Raw genomic sequence first — 19,180 nt, forward strand, 5'->3', positions numbered from 1 at the left:
TCGTCATGTTGGCATTCAGGCACCGGATAACGGCTGCGACCCCGCCGGCGACTGAATATTCAGTCGTTAATAGGATATTTCGATCGGTTGTTCTCCCTCGCCGAAGCGCGGCATGACGCCCAGCATCGGTGCTGCGCGGCGAATGATGGCGGCAACCGTCGGCGCCGCGTTCATGCCTGCGGTCGCGATGGACTTGCCTTTTTCCGGTTTCGGCTCGTCGACAACCACCAGCACCACGTAGCGCGGATCATCCATCGGGAAGGCCGACAGGAAGGAGTTCCGGCGCTTGTTGGAGACATAAACGCCGTTTTCGACCTTCTCCGCCGTTCCCGTCTTGCCGCCCACCGTGTAGCCCGGCACATCGGCGTGGCGTCCGGAGCCGGAGAGCACGTTGAGCCGGAACAGATAGCGCATGATCCGGCTGGTCTTTTCCGAAACAACCCGTTTTCCCAAGGCCTTGACCTGGTCGGCGCTGCGCGGGAAGAAGGTCGGCGGCAACAGTGTGCCGCCATTGACCAGGGCGGCTGCGGCTACCGCGGTCTGCATCGGCGTGACCGAAATGCCGTGGCCGAAGGAGATGGTCATGGCCGCCAGCTCGGTCCATTTCGGCGGCAGCAGCGGAGCGGCGTTCTCCGGCAGCTCGGTATGCGGCCGTTCCAGGAACCCGAGCCGGCCGAGAAATTCCTTCTGCCGGTCGATACCGGTGGCCAGCATCATCTTTGCGGTGCCGATATTGGACGAATAGATGAAGATTTCCGGCACGGAGAGGATCCGGTTTTTGCCGTGGAAATCGTGGATCGTGCGGCCCGCGGCCCGGATCGGACGCGAGGCATCGAAGCTGTCGTTGATCGAAACCTTGCCCGAATCAAGCGCCATGGCCGCGGTAAAGGTCTTGAACACCGACCCCATTTCATAGACCCCGCCGGTCGCCCGGTTGAGCCGGTTCTTGTCCAGCGCCTCGGACCGGTCGTTGGGGTCGTAGTCCGGCAGGGACGACATGGCGACGACCTCACCTGTCTTCACGTCGAGCACGATGCCGATTGCGGCAATGGCCTGATAACGCTCCATGGCCTTGACCAGTTCGTCGCGAACCACGTGTTGCACGCGGAGATCGACGGACAGACGAACGGGCTCCATCGGCCGGTCGGAGGCGAAACCGAATTTCTGCAGATCCGCCAGCCACTCGTCATCGATGTACTTCTCGATGCCGGTCAGACCCTGGTTGTCCACATTGACCGACCCGACGATGTGGCCGGCCGTCGGACCGCCCGGATAAAACCGCTTGTTCTCCGGCAGGAACTTGATGCCCGGCAGGCCGAGATTATGGATCTTTTCCGCCTGGTCGGGGGTAAGCTCACGCTTCAGCCAGGCAAAGCCGGCCCGGCTTTCCAGACGGCGGCGGACCACGGCCGGGTCCAGATCCGGCAGAACGCTCGTCAGGCCCTCGACGGCCTCGTCCACATCCAGCACCCGGCGCGGTTCGGCGTAGAGCGAGGCGGTCTTGATATCGGTCGCCAGGATCTCGCCGTTGCGGTCCAGCAGATCGGGCCGCGAGGCGGCAACGGAATCCTGCGCCGAAATCAGGGCCGGTGAATCCGTTTCGTCCATCTCGGCCAGAAAAACGAGGCGACCGCCGATCATCAGATAGACGGCCGCGAACGCAAGCATCGCCAGATAGACACGGGACTTGACCGCGCTGGAAGACACAGAGCCATGCACCGGGCGCGGCTTCGCGCGGCGAAACTGAAGGATGGATCCCGTGTCGTGGGTTACTGCCATGCCGCCGCCCTCACCTGATGACCTGGGAATTGCCGGCGTAACCGCCCATCGGGTCGGATCCGCCGACCGGCTTCAGCTGCACCGGACGAACGGGCAAATCCTCCGGCGAGACGATCTGGTCCACGGCCAGCGGCTGGAGTTGAAGATAGGAATTGTAGCGTTCGACCAGATGCTGCAGCCGTTCGGGCTGATTGAGCGCGCTCCATTCCGCCTTGAGGAGACGGATGCTTTCCTGCTCCTCGTCGATCTTCTGCTGCAACTCGGCAACCCGCGACGCCGATTTCTTGGCCGCAAGCTTCATGTCGTAGACCGCAGCCGCACCGATCACGACGGCCAGCACGAAGAGAATATTGAGATAGCGTCCCACCTCAGCCTCCTAATCCGTCAAATTCGGCAAGCCTTGGGACGCCTGCCGCATGAATATCCAGGTCTCGCGCCGGCACATCGGTCCGCCGGCCCGCACGAAGACGCGCGGAGCGGGCCCGCGGATTGGCCTCCGTTTCCGCTTCTTCGGCTTCCACCGCCTTGCGCGTCAGCAATTCGAATGTCGGCGGTGGCACGTCCTCTTCCGGCATGTGCCGGGAGCCGCCGCCCCGGGTCCGGGTGCGGTCCTGGAAGAACCGCTTCACGATCCGGTCTTCCAGGCTGTGGAAGCTGACCAGAACCAGCCGTCCGCCCGGTTTCAGGATCCTCTCGGCGGCGCCAAGAGCGCGGGCCGCCTGATGCAGTTCGCCGTTGACGTAGATGCGCAGCGCCTGAAAGGTCCGCGTCGCCGGATGGATCTGGGCCTTCTTCGGCGACCGACCGAGCACCTTTTCGATCAGCGCGGAGAGTTCCGCGGTCCGCTCGAACGGTTTTTCCTTGCGCGCGTTGTCGATGGCGTGAGCGACGGTCGTCGCCCGCTTTTCCTCGCCGAGCAGCCCGATGATGCGGATCAGATCCTTCACCGGCATCTTGTTGACCACGTCGGCCGCGGACGGGCCGGCCTGCTCCATGCGCATGTCGAGCGGCCCGTCGCGCAGGAACGAAAACCCCCGCTCCGCCTGGTCGAGCTGCATCGACGATACGCCGAGATCCAGCACCACGCCGTCGACCGCCTCGAACCCGGCGCCGCGAGCATAGGTATCGAGATCGGCGAACTGGCCGGGCACGAGCGTCAGACGGCCTTTTGCCTCCTCGACCAGCGGCTGACCGCCGGCAATCGCATCCGGATCGCGGTCGATCCCGACGACGGCTGCGCCGGCCGCCAGAAGCGCGCGGCTGTAGCCGCCGGCGCCGAAGGTTCCGTCGACCATCACCTCACCGGATTTCGGATCGAGATATTTCAGCACCTCTTTCAGGAGAACCGGCACATGGCGCGCAGGTCCGCCGGCATCCGAAGCAGGGCTTCTTTCGCTCAGCGCCATCATGCCGGTTCTCCTGGCGAGGATGTCGGGGGCACTTGCCCCGACAGCATTGCGAGCGCGCGCCTTTGGGCCTCTGCGCGATGCTCGCGGAACTTTTCCGGCTCCCAGATCTGAAACTTGTAGCCGAGGCCGGCAAAGGTGACCTGATCGGTGATCCCGGAGTGTTCGCGCACCATGTCGGAAATCATGATCCGCCCGTCGCCGTCGATCTTCGGCGTTTCGCTGGCGCCGAAGAGGGCTACGGCCAGCGCGTCGTGATCCGGCGACAGCTTGGCGAAGGCGTCGAGCCGGGTCTGGATTTCGCTGAGGAGTTCGTTGCCGCCTGCATCAACGGCGGGGCAATGGGGAGAGGCGATGCAGTAGAGGCCCTCGAAACCGTCCCGCGCAAGGACCGCACGGAAGGGTGCCGGGATCGAAACACGACCCTTGGCATCCAGCCGGTTGGTAAAATGCGAGACAAAACCGGCCATAAAACCCCTCTAAGCAGGCAGATCCGCCTGGCCAAGCCCAAGTTCCCCTGAATGAAAAAAGACAGCCGATCTCCGGCCTGGTTCGACACCAAATTGGTCCGCCGTGACCGCCCTGATGCGGGCCGCCAATCCCCATTCTGGGTTTTTATGGGATACCATGGGATCTTATGGGACGTCAATGGAATCCCATGGTCGTATCGCTGCTTACGGACAAGTGTCAGCAATCAAAGCAATTTTGATCTTGTTAAGATTAACGAAGCCTTGACAGAAATCGGGAATCGGAGTCCACACACTCTAAAATGCGGCAGAAACCGGCTGAAACAGTCAATGATCAGCCTTGGAAATAGGCGAACTTAAAGGGTCAGAAGAGTTCTGCGCCTTGAAGGGTCTGTCTCGGATGCTCGCCGTAGCGCTGCCTGTAGGCGCTGGAAAACCGCCCGAAGTGCCTGTGGCCGGAAAGATGGGCCGCATCCCCGACGCTTCTTTGCCCGCCGTCGGAAATAAGCAAATGACGCGCGAAACTCAGCCTGCGGTCCTGAAGGCACTGCATCGGAGACTTGCCCAGTTCCTTCTGGAAAACCAGTTGCAGCGTCCTCGGGGTCGTTCCCGCAGCCGTCGCGATATCAAGCAGGGTCAGCGGATCCGCGAACCGTTCGTTGATGATGGCGAGCGCCCGTTTCAGCACCGCAGGCGCGGTGCTGGAGACCGGCCGTTCCAGAAGAGGCGAGATCCCGCTGGGCTGGGTTTCAAGCAGACGAACAATGAGGCTCTCCTCGACGTGCCGCTGCTGATATCCGTCCTGCCCGGCAAACACCGCACCGGCCTCGGCCGCGCGCACCACGGCGCGCAGTTTGACGAACCAGTCGCGTGTTCCCGCCTGTTCGAGATCGATCCGGGGCGAGAACCGGACACCCGGGTCGAGCGCGGTTTCCGTTATCCGTTCGGCGATTTCGGCAACGTAGCCGCGGTCTATCTGCAACAGAAGCTGTTCGCATCCCGCATGCCATCGCATGGCGGTATAGCGGTCGGGATTGAGGATCGTGGCGACGCGGGTATCGGAGGAAACGGTCGTCCGGCCATTGCGGATGGTGGCGTGTCCCGCAAGCGGGATCTGGATCAGAAAGAAGCTTTCCAGTTCGCCCGGCTCAATCTCCACGTCTGCGCCGTAGCGGATGTAGTTCAGCGAGATGAACCGGCCCTCGGCGCGGTTCTGGCAGGCGTCGAACCGGCCGCCGCCCGAAGCCATGTCCAGGCGATGGGCGCAAAAATTCCTCGCAACAATTTCGCGCGCCTCATCAAGATCGGCCGTCTGAAACCGGCAAAACCTGCTGAGCGGCACGGTTTTATGATCTTCAGCCAACATGCCGAAAGCTTAGATGCCACGAAGTCCTGCCGCAAGCGGATCGACCAGACGCAAGGTGGCAATTTGCCGCCACCCCTCAAGTAATTTCGCAATCTGGATAAAAGAAAGCGTCGCGGCAGACTTAGGCTCACGGCTGTCAAACCATAAAAAAGGGGACAGCCATGCAACATGGAGCAGGAATAACCGGCGCTGATGCCGGTCTGGACAACCTCGCCTGGAACGTCGTCGGCCATACCTACACGCCGAAACTCCTCAGCACCAATGCCTTCGTCTGGCACGCCGTGATCCCGGCGGACACCTTCGTGCCGCCGCACATTCACCCCACCCAGGACGAATGGATCGTCATGCTGGAGGGCGATCTGGAAGTCGAGATGGGCGGTCAGGTTCACAAGGCAGGTGCCGGGGACACCGTGCGCATGCCGATGGGCGAGGCCCACGGTATCTTCAACCGCTCGGGCAAGACCGCGACCTGCGTGTTCGGCGTCGCGCCCTCGCGCAAGCTCTTCGATCTGTTCAAAGCGCTCGACGGCGTGACCGATCCGGCCGAACTGGTGCGCCTGTCCGCTCTGCACGAAGTCGACTTCCTGCCGCCGCCCGATCAGGCCTGACACGGCCCGGCGTCACGCGAAAGGAACATGAGCATGATCAACAGAAAGACTGTCGCCGTCATCGGCGGCGGCGTGAGCGGTCTTGCGGCAGCCAAGGCCTTCGACGAGCGCGGTCACCGCGTATGGGGCTTTGAACGCAGTCACGATTTCGGCGGTGTCTGGGAACTCTCGCGCTCCTATCCGGACGTGCAGACCCAGTCGCCTAAGGACCTTTATTGCTACACCGACCTGCCCATGCCGGACGACTATCCGGAATGGCCCAAGGGACCGCAGGTCCACAAGTACCTGCATTCCTATGCGGACAAGCACAAGCTCGCGCGGCTGTTCCAGTTGAACACCAACGTGGTGTCGATGGACCGCCGCGCGGACGGCAAACCCGGCTGGACACTGACGCTGGAAGCAGCGGGCACCAACTGGACCCAGGATTTCGACTTTGTCGCGGTCTGCACGGGCCAGTTTTCCGACAAGAACATCATCACCCATCCCGGCCAGGACGACTTCACTTCCGCCGGAGGCTCGGTCATTCACAGCTCCGAATATACCGACAGCGCGATGGCCGCGGACAAACACGTGGTGGTGCTCGGCGGATCGAAGTCGGCAACGGATATCGCGGTGAATGCCGCGAAGAACGGTGCGAAGTCGGTCACGCTCGTCTACCGCGAGCCGGTGTGGCGGGTGCCCTATTTCGTCGGAGGTATCAACTTCAAGCGCCTGCTTTACATGCGCGCGCAGGAGCAGCAGTTCAATTCATGGGGGCGCTCGGCCCTGTCACGGGTCATCGCCGCCGTGTTCAAGCCCCTGATCTGGGCCAATTTCCGCGGACTGGAGACGCTGCTCAAAACCCAGCTCAGGCTCAAGAAATGGGACATGGTGCCCGATGTCCCCATCGAAAAGGATATCTCCTGTTCGGTTCCAATCGTGACGCCTGGCCTCTTCGAGGGCTTCAACGACGGCTCAATCAAACCGGTCCGGGGCACCATCGACCACTACGAACCCGGACATGCGGTTCTGACCAACGGCGACAAGGTGCGCTGCGACCTCTCCGTTCTGGCGGTCGGCTGGAAGCTCGGCGTGCCCTATCTGTCTCAGGAGTACCAGGACAAACTGATCGAGCCGGACGGCCAGTACAGGGTCTACCGGCTTGCCGTAAACCCGGACCTGCCCGACATGGGTTTCGTCGGCTTCAATTCCAGCTTCTGCACGGTGCTGTCGGCCGAAATGATCGCGAACTGGCTGGTCCGGTACTGTGACGGCCAGCTGGCCCACCAGCCGACCGACGCGGAGATGCGCGACAACATCGAGATGATGCTGAACTGGAGACGCAACGAACGCCCCGCCGCCCAGATCTACGGCGGCCTGTGTTCGGCCCCGTTCCACTTCAAGCATTTCGACGAGCTGCTGGTGGATATCGGCGCACGAAAACACAAACGCTCCAATCCGCTCGCCGAACAGTTCTCCTACCCGAACGCCAAGGCCTACGGCACCTACCTGGCCAGCGCCCCGCAATATCGGGCGGGCTGAAGTCAGCAAGTCCTCCGGAGGCGTCCATCACCGGGCGCCTCTGGATTTGCGATGACAGGTATCGAATAGTTTGCGAAGGTGACGAAGATTTCCGGGCGTCGTATTTCAGGGCAATTCACTCTGTGTCAGATATTCTACCCACTTGGGAGGCACGGTGAAAAATCTACCCCTTTCACATCCCGAAGCCGCAACTCGTTAAATAGAGAAGACGAGACGAAGACTTTTCTAAACGCACTTCCTCCACTGCCAAAATATTGGCTGGATTTGAACATTGCTTGCTTTACATCAACAAGCGGCCTCGGCAGGAATCCTCTGGTAATTGGCAGGATCTTGTCCCTACGGCAGTTTGGGCACACTTCCCGCGGAGCATCTTTGGGAATTCCGACATCAAATTTCTTTTCAATCTCAAGCTGGACCACAGAAGAGATTGCCTCACCCGTTTTATGCAGCACAACCGGCCTGCAGCCAATTCCATGAGGACGAAACGCATTTTCCCAAAGTTCTGTTCTTACAAAATACTCATCAAATACCCAATTCAATTGAAACACTGAACGCCTCCCCCAATTCGGAGGCTTTTTTAGTCTGAACGGAGCGGCTTGTACCTTTCCCTGCCCACACTTGCAGCAATATTCCTTTAGATCATAAGTCTTTTCTAAATATCCGAAATCTCCGTCCGGCTGCGGATAGCCGTTATGCCATGTAGGTTCTACCGCTAAATATTCAGAATTTGAAATTTCCTCTTCGGAAAACTTTGTAGTTATAATATCCAGCAACTGATGCCTATGAACAATTTTTTCCACATCTGGCCATCTTTCATCAGTCTCCTCAATATCAAAACTGACAAATCCGCCCTCAAGTGGCATGCCCGCTTTTGAGAAGGCGTTTTTTATTGCAGGTTCAAGTGTGACTGAAATTCTATGAAATATCTTCATTGGGCCCATCACATCCCGAGTGCATTCAGAATATCTGGATAATATTTCTAAATTTCTCTAGCCATCTCCTGAATCTGCTTAACACTAGCATGTCTAGTACCATTGCCGTCGGACATCGCCTCTTTCCACGCGCGTGCGATGGTTCTGATATCGCCGCTGTTGATGGAACACGCCCAAATGAGCGGGGTTTGAATTGCGATGACAGGTCTTGAATAGTTTGCGAAGGTGACGAGGATAAAAGCATCGCTCGCACGACGTTTTTCCCAGTTGGAGCATGACCGAGAAAACGAAAAAAGGACCAGTCGGCCTGTAAGCCGGGTTCTGTATGGCCCGCTTGCGCGGACGTGACAGCCATTCATCTGGGACGCCCGTTGCCGGACGCCTCTAGCAACCAACCCGGGCAGCAAGCCTGGAAACCGGCCGGGCTTGCGCCCATGCTGCCCCTATTCGGTTTTGCTCCCGGTGGGGTTTACCGTGCCGCCCCCGTTGCCGGTGGCGCGGTGGGCTCTTACCCCACCCTTTCACCCTTACCGCGGACAGGTCCGCGGCGGTTTGCTTTCTGTTGCACTTTCCCTGAGGTCGCCCTCGCCGGGCGTTACCCGGCACCGTGTCTCCGTGGAGCCCGGACTTTCCTCCACCGCGGCCTTTCGGCGCTTGCGGCAGCGGCTGTCCGGCCGACTGGTTCCGCTGCCTTATTTGGGAATGCACATCAGGTCAAGCAAGGCCGCGTTAAAAGTCCGCTGCCCCTGCTTCGCTGTCCCGGGTCTCCGCAGAAGGCCGCAACAGCATTCTCTGGTAGAGGTAGCCGATGCCGATCAGCGTCAGACCGAGCCCGATGAACGAGAGCGCCCTCAGGACGCCTTCCAGCGCCGACATGTCGATAAGAAACACCTTGAGCACCACCAGACCGATCACCGCGCCGGAGACCTGACGCAGGAAGAGGGAATTCCGCACCAGGCCGGCGAGAAGACAGGCGACACCGACCACAAGCCAGACGATGGAATAGACGTAGTTTTCCAGGTCCGAAACCGGCACGGCGACCAGGTGATCCGGGCTGAAAATGTTGCGGATGGTGAGATTGACGAAGGCAAATCCCATCGCGGCCGAAAAAATGGCAACGGCCATGACATAGGGCTTCGGCCGAACCCGCCACGCCTGCCGGGCAAGAATGCCGAACAGCAGAAAAGGCAGACCGTAGGCAAAGCTCACCCAGTTGACGAAAATTCCTTCGCCGACGGGAGCGCCGGTCACAAGCGGATTGAACTCGACGAACAGCTCCAGCGCGCCATAGACCATGCCGGCCGCGCCGATCCAGATGGACGCCTGCTCCAGAACGGACCCGCGCTCCCCCGGCAGGAAGCGCGTAAGGCCCAGCGAAACCGCACCGCCGATAATGACCAGCATCGCGGCCGCCTGGAATTTCGCCTGCCAGGCGTCGAAGCGGAAATGCGGATCCACCCAGTGCAGGGCCAGTATGGCCAGGGTGATCACCACCGAGACGATGGCAATGGCCTGCATCCGCCCCGCGGAATTGTCGTGCCCCCTGGCAGTGAGGAGATAGGCGGACAAGACGAACCCGAGACAGGGAACGCCGTAGCCGTAGAGCAGCGCGTTGAAGAAAGGCGTCGTGCCCAGAGCCTCGCCGACGATAAACGGATCCCAGATCAGGCGCAGCACATAGGGGATCACGGCAAAGGCGGTCAAAAATCTCAGCGCCTTCTCCGGATAGCGCCGGTAAACGACGGCGAAAGCGGGCACCAGAAGGCCGAGCGCAACCGTCAAGGCCGCTTCCTCCAGGGCGAAACAGGCGGCAAGAGTGAGTGCCGATAGGGCGCCGACCAGCCAGGCGGCAACGCACGCCCCCTCTCCTTCCGGCACCCCGGCACCGCGTTTCAGCCGGTCCGCGATGACGAAGAACGCGATGCCGATGGCAAGTGCCAGGCCGGCGAAGCTCCAGGAAACCTGCCAGCTCTCGACCCGCAGATAGGCGATCGACAGCAGGCCCAGCGCGCCCAGCGCCGCGCCGCTGGCAAGGTATGTCCTGGCCGCGGAACGCCAGGAGCCGACGGCCGCCAGCGCGATCATGAACAAGGCCGCGCAGGCGCCGTAGAGCGAGAACTCAGAAAACGCCTCCCGGTATTCTGCCGGCAACGGCGTGATGATCCCGGGCCAGGCGCCGTAGTCGGGGCCAACGAGAACGTCGGTGACATTGAGAGGCACGCCCATGCGGTAATACGACCAGAGCGCGGCGAGCAGCGGCGCGAACAGGACAAGGCGCAAAGCCGAATGGAAATAGACGGCCGCAAACGGCAGGACGATCAGAAGGACGGCCTCGGCCAGATAGGCGCCGCCCGCATGGGGGAACTGGACATGCGCGGCCAATGGCAGGGCAAAAATCGACAGGACGACCGTCGCCGCATAGTCGACCGGTTCCGTCTGTTGCGGATCGGCCGGATGCAGTTTCCAGACGAAGCCGAAATAGGCAATCGCAATCCCGCCCGCCGCATAAAGGATCAGCAACAGCCTGTCGCCGTTAGCGGCTGCGATTTCAAACAGAAGCCCGTAACCGATGAGACCGGCAATCGCGCTGCCGGCGAGCCAGAGCCACAGGCGGAACCTGCCGATCGCCACTCCGGCCGCCGACACGGCCAGAACATACAAGACGACCGGAAGAAGGGCGCTGCGTGGTGCATTGACCATGAACGGCACGACATAGCTGCCGAGGATACCCAGTGCCGCAAGCCCGGCCCCATGGAGCAGGGCGGCCAGCATTGTCATCAACGCCAGCGCGCCGAGGAGAAGAAAGGCCGGCCCGGGACCGATAAACCCGTAAAGACCGTGGGCCGCATAGGTGACCGAATAAAGCGCCACCGTGCCGGCCGCCGTCAGGGTTGCCGGTATGTTGGCCACCTCGAAACCGGGAAGGGAAAACTGGCCCGGTTTGCGCCGGCTCCATTCGCTGGCAGCAAGCAGAACAAGGCCGAACAGCGCACCGAGGAGGAGCCGGGCTTCGGGACCGAGAATGCTGTTTTCAATCGCGTATTTCACCAGAAACACGCCGCCCAGGGCCAGGGTGACACCGCCCGCCCAGACGGTCCATTTGCCCCCGATGAGCGTTTCGCGCCCCGGCGCTCCGGCTGTTGCAGCAGGAGTTTCCGGCACTTCGGCGGTGGCTCCGGAATATTCGGGCGGCACTGCCGCCGGCGCTTCTTTGTCCGGTGACGCCGTCTCGGCGGCCGGGCTGGTTGCCTGGTCCGGCCTCTGTTCAGGTCCGGCTTTCGGACGGTCGCCGCCGATCCCGGATTTCAGAAGGTCCAGTTCCGCCTTAAGCCTGCGGAACTTTCGGTTCAAACTGGTAACCTGATAGGCGAGTACAAACAGCAGAATGATAAAAAACAGAGCCGTGAGAACGACCAGACCGAAAATAACCTCCAAAGCCCGTCTCCCTCACGGTTCGGCCAGAAGCATCGGGACAATTTCCCGGATCTTGAAGCCGCCGATTCCTCGCTCCGGACAATTTATTGCAGTGAACCGGCCCGGCCCTCAAGAGAATACGCCGATTACACCGTCGCTTTCGACTGCAACGTGCTTCACAGGGAGAACGAAAACAACGATATTTCGGAGTTTACATATTCGCTTGCAGGAATTTTGAGGTTCTCCGCCCAGAAAGACGCCGGCAATCGCAGCCAAACCCTCACCGAAGTGTGAGTTGGCCTGGGTATTGCCCCGAGGTGATATTGAGTTGAGCCGATCCGACATGTGAGAGATCGATACCGGTCATCCCGGTTTAACGGGCCTTTTGATGGAGCAAAAATGGCAGGCCGCCCGAAAAGTTTCGACAACGACACTGCAATCGATGCCTTCGTCGAGGTATTCTGGAGCCGCGGGTACGAGGCGACCTCCATCGACCACCTCCAGGCGGCGGTCGGTATCAAGCGCGGCAGTTTCTACGGGGCCTTCGGCAACAAGGAAAATGCCTTCATCGCGGCCATGGAACGCTATGTCGAAGAGGTCACGAAGCTTGTCGTCGGCGATCTGGAACAAAACCCGGATCCGCGCGCCGGTCTTTCCGGCCTGCTGCGCCAGGTCGGCGCGTTCATGACGAGCAACAAAGGGCGCGGCTGCCTGCTTCTTTCCGCCATTTGCGCCCCTCCCGAACTCTGCCCGGACCATGCGAAAAAGCTGCAATCCATGGCCGAGTACGTCATGATCCGCATTGCCGGCAAGGCGTCCTTGCTTGTCGAACAGTCCGACCGGAAAATGCGGATGGATGCCGATGCAATCCGCGCCTACATGACATCTGTCCTGTTCGGCCTCAACGCCATGGCGAAGGCAGGTGTCGACACTGAATCGATCCTGCTTGCCGCGGAAACCGCCGCCGATTTCATCGAGCAGGCCTAGCGCCTTTCACGGTTGGATTGAAAGGATTCAGGTCCTGGTGTCCGAAAGCCGCTGGCGCAAGTCGGTCTTCAGGACCTTGCCATAGGCGTTCTTGGGCAACGCATCGATGAAGAGGTAGGTTTTGGGCCGCTTGAACCGGGCCATGTTGGCAAGGCAATGGGCGTCCAGTTCGGCCTCGGAAAGCTGAGCCCCGTCCCGCGGAACAACGAAGGCGACAATCACCTCGCCCCATTCCGCATCGGGACTGCCGATCACCGAAACCTCGGCAATGTCCTCCAGTTGCAGCAGGACTTCCTCGACTTCGCGGGGATAGATGTTGGTGCCGCCGGAGATGATCACGTCCTTCGACCGGTCCGTCAGGGTGACGAAGCCGTCCGCATCCATCCGGCCCACATCCCCGGTCCACAGCCAGCCGTCGCGAAGGGACTTTTCCGTCGCTTCCCCGTTCTGCCAGTACCCGGCCATGACGGCCGCACCGTGAACCGCGATCTCCCCGTCCTCGCCGACCGCGCAAGGCGTTCCGTCTTCCTTCAGGATCCGGACCTCGACGCAGGATTGCGCAAAGCCCACCGACCCCAGCCGCTCGCGCCAGCGCGGATGGGAGCGGTCGGCGACCATGTTCCGCGGCAGGGCGGTGATCGTCATCGGGCATTCGCCCTGGCCGTAGATCTGCACGAACCGGGGCCCCATGGCCGCGACCGCGTCCTCGATATCGGCCACGTACATGGGCCCGCCGCCATAGACGATGGTCCGGATGCCCTCCCCGTCAGCCCCTTCCGCCTTCGCCCGGTCGACGAGGCGGCGCACCATGGTGGGTGCGGCAAACATGTGAACGCTTTTCAGGGAGCGCCCCAGCGCCAGTATTTCCGCCGGATCGAAGCCGCCGCTTTCCGGCACCGAATGGGCGGCGCCGCGCAGTACATGCATGAAATTGTAGAGACCGGCGCCGTGCGACATGGGAGCGGCGTAAAGCGCCACATCGTCCGTCCGGACCTCATCCACATCGACGAAATAGGAAAAGCTCATCGCATGGATATTGCCGTGGGTGATCATCACCCCCTTGGGCTGGCCGGTCGTTCCTGACGTGTAGAACAGCCAGGCAAGATCGTCCCGGGCACGGGTCGCCGGCTCCGGAAGAGATTGCGCGGCCTGCAGCTCGCGAAAGCTTTCGCCTTCGAGATCGATGAGTTCGGGGCCGTCAGTATGGTCATCGAGAGCGGCCTGCAGATCCAGCGCGGCCGCGGCGGACGCCACGAAGACTGCCCTGGCGCCGGCATTTTCCACGATGAAGGCGGCTTCCTTGGGATGGAGCTTGTAGTTGATCGGAACCGCGGCCCCGCCCGCATGCCAGACCGCATAAAGCAGGGCCAAATACTCTGGAGCGTTCGGCATATAAACGGCGACCCGATCGCCCGGCTGCAGCCTGAGCTTGTCCGTTAGTCCTCCGGCGAGCCTACAAGTCTGTTCGCCAAGGGCCGAATAGGTCGCCGTCAACCGGTCGCCGGAATAAAGCGCCGGACGTTCCGGATAGAGCTGCGCGGTCCGTTGAAGCCAGATGGCGACATTCATGCAATCCTCCCAATCGGCAGCGTCAAGCCGCCGCTCTTGTGTTTAATTATGCAAAAGGCGCCAGCGCCGGAAAGTGACGATCTTCAGTCCGAAGACGCCAAAAATTGTTCAGATGCCGCAACCGGACGGAATACGCTTCGTTATCCTCCTGTTGCTAGGCTCTCGTTTGCCCGACCGTCGACCGGAAAGCCGCATGAGGGTAATCTTGCAATTAAAACAATGACAACGAATTGGCTAGAAGCACTAAATGTACACGTCCGTTCTGACTGCTTTAGGCGGCCTTGGCCTGTTTCTGCTCGGCATGCAGCTCATGACCAACGGCCTTCGGTCGCTGGCCGGCAACAGGCTTCGGCAGGTCCTGAAGACGTCGACGAAAACGCCGCGAAGCGGGGCCGTCACCGGAGCGATTGTGACCGCCCTTCTGCAATCTTCCAGCGCAACCACCGTTGCCACGGTCGGTTTCGTCAGTGCCGGGCTCATGACCTTCCCTCAGGCGCTGGGGGTCATTTTCGGTGCCAACATCGGCACCACATTCACCGGCTGGATGGTCGTCATATTCGGTTTCAAGCTGAAGCTCGACGTTATCGTATTGCCGCTCGTATTCATCGGCGTGCTGTTGAAGATTTTCGGCCCCGGAACCTGGAAAACATTCGGAACGGTGCTCGCCGGATTCAGCCTCCTGTTCATAGGCATCAGCGCCCTTCAGGACGGCATGGCCTTTTTCGAAGGCAGCGTCAGTCCCGACATCTTCCCCGGCGACACATGGTTCGGCCGCTTTGAGCTTGTCCTGATCGGCGCCGCCATCACGATTGTCGCCCAATCGTCCAGCGCAGGCGTTGCCACGGCCCTGGTCGCGCTCACAGCAGGCGCAATCACCTTCCCGCAGGCCGCCGCGCTCGTCGTCGGGATGAACGTCGGAACGACGGCCACCGCGGCACTTGCCACCGTTGGCGGCTCCGTCGCGACCCGTCGAACCGGCTATGCCCACGTCATCTACAATCTGCTTACCGGCGTGATCGCCTTTTTCCTTCTGCCCCTTGTCGGCCATATCGCCCGGCACCTGCAAGCCAGCCCGATCGGCTTCGATCCCCAGATCGGTCTTGTCGCCTTTCACAGCTTGTTCAATATCCTCGGCGTTTTGATCGTAATCGGCGTTACACCGCAGTTCGCGCGCCTGGTCATGTTTCTGGTTCCCGCACGCGGCCCGGATCTGACGGCCCGCCTGGACCAACGCCTGCTGAAGGACCCGGCCGCCGCACTGGATGCAGCGCGCGTCACGGTGAGAGACATCAACCGGAGCGCTATGACGAGCCTTTCCCGCTTTTTGGGAAAACCGAAACCGGCCCACCCGGAACGGGAACTGGAAACCCTCCAGCAAGCCATAGAGACGACGCAGTCTTTCGCCTCCGAAATCCATACGCAACCGGCCGACGGACCGCTTTACGACGAACATCGCGCCCTGTTTCACAATCTCGATCATCTGGAACGTCTGCTGCACCGCTGCCGTCAGTCCGAGCGGATCGCGACGTTGGATGCGGATCCGGTATTGCACAAGAAGGCCACCAAACTCCGGAATGCCCTCGACGCGGCCACGGCCGCAGACCTGACACCGGAGACATCGGTCCACTTCAATCTTCTCAGGAAGGAACTGCGCGAAAGCCGGCACAGCTATCGGTCCGAGACGATCGACCGGGCTTCACGGGACGAAATCGCGACCGACGATGCCATGGCACGCCTCGATGCCATGCGCTGGCTGCACAGGGTCACCTATCACATCTGGCGAATGTCCCATCACCAGCTCGTCGCGGAGGGTGCATTCCCGCCAGCCCCCCCTCCCCGCGGAAGCCAGGCTTGAAACCGAAGATTAGCTTGGTTACGGCCGAGGCCGGTCTACTGCACCGGCCCGCCGCAGATGACGTAGCTGTTGCCGCAAGCCTCCTGCGCGCCGGTGAAATACTGGTAGCAGGTGTTGTTGGATGGGCAGTAGTGCGGATACTTGGTATCGCAGTAGCGGCAATATCCGTTGAAATAGCCGCACAGGGCCTCGCCGGGATCGGCCGAGGGACAGGACTGGGCAACGGCGGCCCCGATCCATGACGATACCGGGGCAAAAGGCTTGGCCGACGGTTGGGAAGCGGATTGATCGGTGCGCTCCGATTGCGCCAGCAGCGGCGGACCGTCCGTCACTCCCCTCTCCTGCCCGGCCAGATCTGCGGCACCGGCAGGCCCGGAAAAAATCGACAACACCATAACGCCCAAAGCGATCCAGAACATCCTCATGGCTTTTCCTCCTGAGACCCGATACCCATGTGCCTGGATTACGGCCTTCCCATCGGCCCCGACGGTTATTGTCTTTGCCGGCATAAGGGTATGCTCACTCCCACCGGAGCATCATAAGCATTCTGGCGCTGTCGTCTGCACGTAGAACTCCGCACATCAAAGTATCAGTGCGATTTTTCTGCTTTTATTTGCGAAATTAAATTTTGATCGGGAAATAAAAACGGCCTGCTCAGAAATACTCTGGGCAGGCCGAAGAGTTTATTCGAACCGAGTACTTACGTCAGGTTGAGGCGAGGATAGCCTTAACCTTGCTGCAGTACCGGCTGCTTACCGGATTCATGCGTTTTGCAAAGTGGCCGGCATTGTAGCGCAGGATCGTCCCGCACAGATCGCCGGAAGCCCGCTTGTGCGCGCCGGCAAGATAGCGCATGCCCCATTCAAGATTGGTCTGCGGATCGTAGAGCGCCCTGGCCTTGCCCCTGAACCCCAGTCCGCGCGCGGTGGCCGGCTTGATCTGCATCAGCCCGATCTCGCCTGCGCTGCCCCGGGCACGCGGGTTGAAGTTGCTTTCGACCTGGACCACGGCCATTGCAACCCGCTCCGGCACACCGTGTTTCCGTGCCGCCTTGCGGATGAGCCGGGCGTAGTTCTTGGAATGCGCCGCTGCCTTGGCCCGCGTAGAAGCACGGGCATGCCGGCCTTTCTTTGCGACGGTGATTTTTTCCGGAACTTCGGCTTCGTTCCCGAATTTACCTGAAATGAAGGTTTTCAGACCGGCGGAAGAAGCGTCTTCCGCCTGAGAAGCGCCGCCCGCATACGCGGAAAGGGAGAAGGCGGAGGCAAAGAGGAAAAGCGCTCCGACAAGTGTTTTCATAGACCGCAACATTCGTTGTGCCCTTGTTCTTGTTTGCGTAGTTGAGGAATTAATTTGACGGGCAGAGACATGACCGCGCTATGGGACGAAAATCGGCCCGCTCAATTCACGAAATGTTTCAAATTATTACAAAAAATCACGACGATTAGCTTGAATTTTTACGCAATTCACGCGGAACTTGCCCTCTTTCTGGCAAAGACGGGGCAGAATAAGGCAGGGATCCGGCAAAAGACCGATATCGCTCAAACGTTGAAAAACATGCTCAGGCGCCAAGAGACGGCAGCGCGGCGAGCAGGGCGTGAAGGGTTTCGACGGTCGCCTGGTCGACGATCCCGTCGACCTTCTCCTGCCGGAAATGGCGCTGGAAGGCGGCAACGGTGTGTCTGGTCCGCTCATCGAAGACGCCGTTGATCCCGACATCGTAGCCGTAGATGGCAAGCATCGACTGGATCGCCTCGACAGGCTGTCCGCTGTCCCCTTCCTGCATGAAGATGCCGCCGGACGCCTGAACCGGATCCACATAATGGCCGATGCCGTGGCGCGCCAGGAGTGCCCATGGGAATTTCTCGCCCGGATCCGCTTTCCGGTCCGGCGCCACATCCGAATGCGCAAGCACGCGCCACGGCGGGATGGAATGACGGTTGCAGATATCCCGGGCCAGTTCGATCACGGCGTCGATCTGGGCCTGCGGGAAATCCGGATATCCACCGTCATGGCCGGGATTGACGATCTCGATCCCGATGGAGCGGGAATTGATGTCCGTTTCGCCTTTCCAGAAGCTCTTGCCGGCGTGCCAGGCGCGCCTTGCCTCCGGCACGCATTGGACGATGGCGCCGTCCTCGTAAACCATGTAATGGGCCGACACTTCCGCGCGCGGATCGCAAAGCCGCCGCAGCGCGCCTTCGGCATCGGGCATGCCGGTATAATGCAGGATCAGCATGTCGATCGGCCCGCCGCCGGCCCGTTCGTTGTGATTGGGTGAGGGGTGAACCCTGGCCTTCACGCCGGTATCGGTGGCAACGCTCATAGGCCTCTTTCCGCGCAGATCTGCGCCCATGCCGCATTCAGCGCCGCCAGCCGGTCATTGGCAATCTGGACGAATTCCTCTGGAACGCCGCGCGCGATCAGACGATCCGGATGGGTATCGCGCACCTCGCTCCGGTATTTCGTCTTCAGGTCCTCGTTGCTTGCATCCGGCCCGAGTCCGAGCACTTCGTAAGGGTCGCTGTTTTCCCGCACATGGCGGGCCAGAACCCTGGAGAACTCGCGATCATCGAGGCCGAACACCTCTGCGACCCGCGCAAGATAGCTGATCTCGTCCTGGTGAACGACACCGTCCGCCTTGGCGATGTAGAACAGGCCGTCCAGAATATCGAGCAGGGTCTTTCGGTCATAGGGAAACAGATCCGCCAGCTTCTTGGCATAGACCTCGAACCCGGCAACATCCTGCTGCGCCAGATTGAACAGCCGGATCACATTGCGCTCTTCGCCCGGCGGCACATGGAAGAGCTCCCGGAAAGCCAGGACCTCATCGGCCGTGACCACACCGTCGGCCTTCGCCATCTTGGCCGAAAGCGCGATCATGGCAACCGTAAAGCCCACCCGGTTCGCGCCTTCCGGCCGTGAGAGCACCAGCTGCACCAGGCGGTCGACGACCTGCGCGCCGCCCGTTTGAATGGCGGCGACAATCGTCTCCAAACTGCTCCAAACGCTCACATCCGGCTCCTGGCTTTGCGTCTGTCCCCGCCCGGCACCATCCCCGCCATGCCCGGCGACGCATGTTTCGCGTTGGGTTCATCAGGTTTTATCGGCGGGTTGCTGGGATGAAAAGAAGGGGTGAATGTCATTCCGTCCCAATTCTGGCATTCCGGCAAGGTCGGTTTCAAACCTTTTAAAAATCCGATTCGCCGACGCAAGGGAAATTGCGGAGATTCACGATGGCTAAACCTATCCGCTGTAGCCTGTGGACGATTGTCA

Annotated in this window: 17 protein-coding genes and 1 other RNA gene; 5 read left to right on the forward strand and 13 right to left on the reverse strand. The window is 60.8% G+C overall.

Going from position 1 to position 19,180, the window contains the following annotated elements:
• Nucleotides 1–66: 66 nt before the first annotated feature.
• The 5 genes from HK439_RS14365 to HK439_RS14385 form a co-directional block, all read right to left on the reverse strand.
• The gene (locus HK439_RS14365) at nt 67–1,779 is read right to left on the reverse strand and encodes a peptidoglycan D,D-transpeptidase FtsI family protein (RefSeq protein WP_190292208.1); all 1,713 of its coding nucleotides are present in this window, start codon (nt 1,777–1,779) and stop codon (nt 67–69) included.
• A 10-nt stretch (nt 1,780–1,789) separates the two neighbouring features.
• On the reverse strand, nt 1,790–2,146 hold the full coding sequence (gene ftsL, locus HK439_RS14370; protein ID WP_190292209.1) for a cell division protein FtsL: 357 nt from the start codon (nt 2,144–2,146) through the stop codon (nt 1,790–1,792).
• Between the two features lies 1 nt (nt 2,147).
• A complete protein-coding gene (gene rsmH / locus HK439_RS14375) occupies nt 2,148–3,185 on the reverse strand; it encodes a 16S rRNA (cytosine(1402)-N(4))-methyltransferase RsmH (protein WP_209011831.1) in 1,038 nt (345 codons plus the stop codon).
• Nucleotides 3,185–3,655, reverse strand: a complete 471-nt coding sequence (locus HK439_RS14380) for a division/cell wall cluster transcriptional repressor MraZ (protein ID WP_190292211.1) — start codon at nt 3,653–3,655, stop codon at nt 3,185–3,187. Before HK439_RS14380 ends, rsmH begins: the two co-directional genes overlap by 1 nt.
• Before the next feature lie 361 nt (nt 3,656–4,016).
• Complete coding sequence (locus HK439_RS14385; RefSeq protein ID WP_235987896.1) at nt 4,017–4,901, reverse strand: AraC family transcriptional regulator; 885 nt, start codon at nt 4,899–4,901, stop codon at nt 4,017–4,019.
• Nucleotides 4,902–4,910: 9 nt separating this feature from the next.
• On the opposite strand from HK439_RS14385, the gene HK439_RS26915 reads away from it, so the two are divergent.
• The 3 genes from HK439_RS26915 to HK439_RS14395 all read left to right on the forward strand — a co-directional run bounded on the left by HK439_RS26915 (nt 4,911) and on the right by HK439_RS14395 (nt 7,147).
• Nucleotides 4,911–5,102 carry a hypothetical protein gene (locus HK439_RS26915; RefSeq protein ID WP_235987898.1) on the forward strand — a complete coding sequence of 64 codons (192 nt, stop codon included), beginning with the start codon at nt 4,911–4,913 and terminating at the stop codon, nt 5,100–5,102.
• A 77-nt stretch (nt 5,103–5,179) separates the two neighbouring features.
• Nucleotides 5,180–5,626 (forward strand): cupin domain-containing protein, encoded by a 447-nt coding sequence (locus HK439_RS14390; protein WP_190292213.1) that lies wholly within the window; start codon nt 5,180–5,182, stop codon nt 5,624–5,626.
• 33 nt (nt 5,627–5,659) lie between these two features.
• Nucleotides 5,660–7,147 carry a flavin-containing monooxygenase gene (locus HK439_RS14395; RefSeq protein ID WP_190292214.1) on the forward strand — a complete coding sequence of 496 codons (1,488 nt, stop codon included), beginning with the start codon at nt 5,660–5,662 and terminating at the stop codon, nt 7,145–7,147.
• 134 nt (nt 7,148–7,281) lie between these two features.
• Here the strand turns inward: HK439_RS14395 and HK439_RS14400 are convergent, their stop codons facing one another.
• The 3 genes from HK439_RS14400 to HK439_RS14410 form a co-directional block, all read right to left on the reverse strand.
• On the reverse strand, nt 7,282–8,079 hold the full coding sequence (locus HK439_RS14400) for a hypothetical protein (protein ID WP_190292215.1): 798 nt from the start codon (nt 8,077–8,079) through the stop codon (nt 7,282–7,284).
• A 294-nt stretch (nt 8,080–8,373) separates the two neighbouring features.
• An RNA gene (rnpB, locus tag HK439_RS14405) (RNase P RNA component class A) lies at nt 8,374–8,761 on the reverse strand.
• A gap of 47 nt (nt 8,762–8,808) precedes the next feature.
• On the reverse strand, nt 8,809–11,514 hold the full coding sequence (locus tag HK439_RS14410; protein ID WP_190292216.1) for a DUF2339 domain-containing protein: 2,706 nt from the start codon (nt 11,512–11,514) through the stop codon (nt 8,809–8,811).
• A 378-nt stretch (nt 11,515–11,892) separates the two neighbouring features.
• Here HK439_RS14410 and HK439_RS14415 point away from each other — a divergent pair, with 378 nt between their 5' ends.
• Nucleotides 11,893–12,480, forward strand: a complete 588-nt coding sequence (locus HK439_RS14415; protein ID WP_190292217.1) for a TetR/AcrR family transcriptional regulator — start codon at nt 11,893–11,895, stop codon at nt 12,478–12,480.
• Nucleotides 12,481–12,507: 27 nt separating this feature from the next.
• Here the strand turns inward: HK439_RS14415 and HK439_RS14420 are convergent, their stop codons facing one another.
• A complete protein-coding gene (locus tag HK439_RS14420) occupies nt 12,508–14,049 on the reverse strand; it encodes an AMP-binding protein (protein WP_190292218.1) in 1,542 nt (513 codons plus the stop codon).
• Nucleotides 14,050–14,296: 247 nt separating this feature from the next.
• Between HK439_RS14420 and HK439_RS14425 the strand changes: the two genes are divergently transcribed.
• Nucleotides 14,297–15,904, forward strand: a complete 1,608-nt coding sequence (locus tag HK439_RS14425) for a Na/Pi cotransporter family protein (RefSeq protein ID WP_190292219.1) — start codon at nt 14,297–14,299, stop codon at nt 15,902–15,904.
• Between the two features lie 35 nt (nt 15,905–15,939).
• Here HK439_RS14425 and HK439_RS14430 read toward each other — a convergent pair whose 3' ends face one another.
• The 4 genes from HK439_RS14430 to HK439_RS14445 form a co-directional block, all read right to left on the reverse strand.
• The gene (locus tag HK439_RS14430) at nt 15,940–16,329 is read right to left on the reverse strand and encodes a hypothetical protein (RefSeq protein WP_190292220.1); all 390 of its coding nucleotides are present in this window, start codon (nt 16,327–16,329) and stop codon (nt 15,940–15,942) included.
• 280 nt (nt 16,330–16,609) lie between these two features.
• Nucleotides 16,610–17,203, reverse strand: coding sequence for a lytic transglycosylase domain-containing protein (locus HK439_RS14435; protein ID WP_209011817.1), 594 nt, complete (start codon nt 17,201–17,203; stop codon nt 16,610–16,612).
• A 262-nt stretch (nt 17,204–17,465) separates the two neighbouring features.
• Nucleotides 17,466–18,230, reverse strand: coding sequence for an N-acetylmuramoyl-L-alanine amidase (locus tag HK439_RS14440; protein ID WP_190292221.1), 765 nt, complete (start codon nt 18,228–18,230; stop codon nt 17,466–17,468).
• Complete coding sequence (locus HK439_RS14445) at nt 18,227–18,919, reverse strand: TerB family tellurite resistance protein (protein WP_190292222.1); 693 nt, start codon at nt 18,917–18,919, stop codon at nt 18,227–18,229. The genes HK439_RS14440 and HK439_RS14445 overlap by 4 nt, the downstream gene beginning before the upstream one ends.
• Nucleotides 18,920–19,180 lie beyond the last annotated feature (261 nt).

Origin of the sequence: Roseibium aggregatum (assembly GCF_014692675.1) — a bacterium.
Classification (GTDB): Bacteria; Pseudomonadota; Alphaproteobacteria; order Rhizobiales; family Stappiaceae; genus Roseibium; species Roseibium aggregatum_C.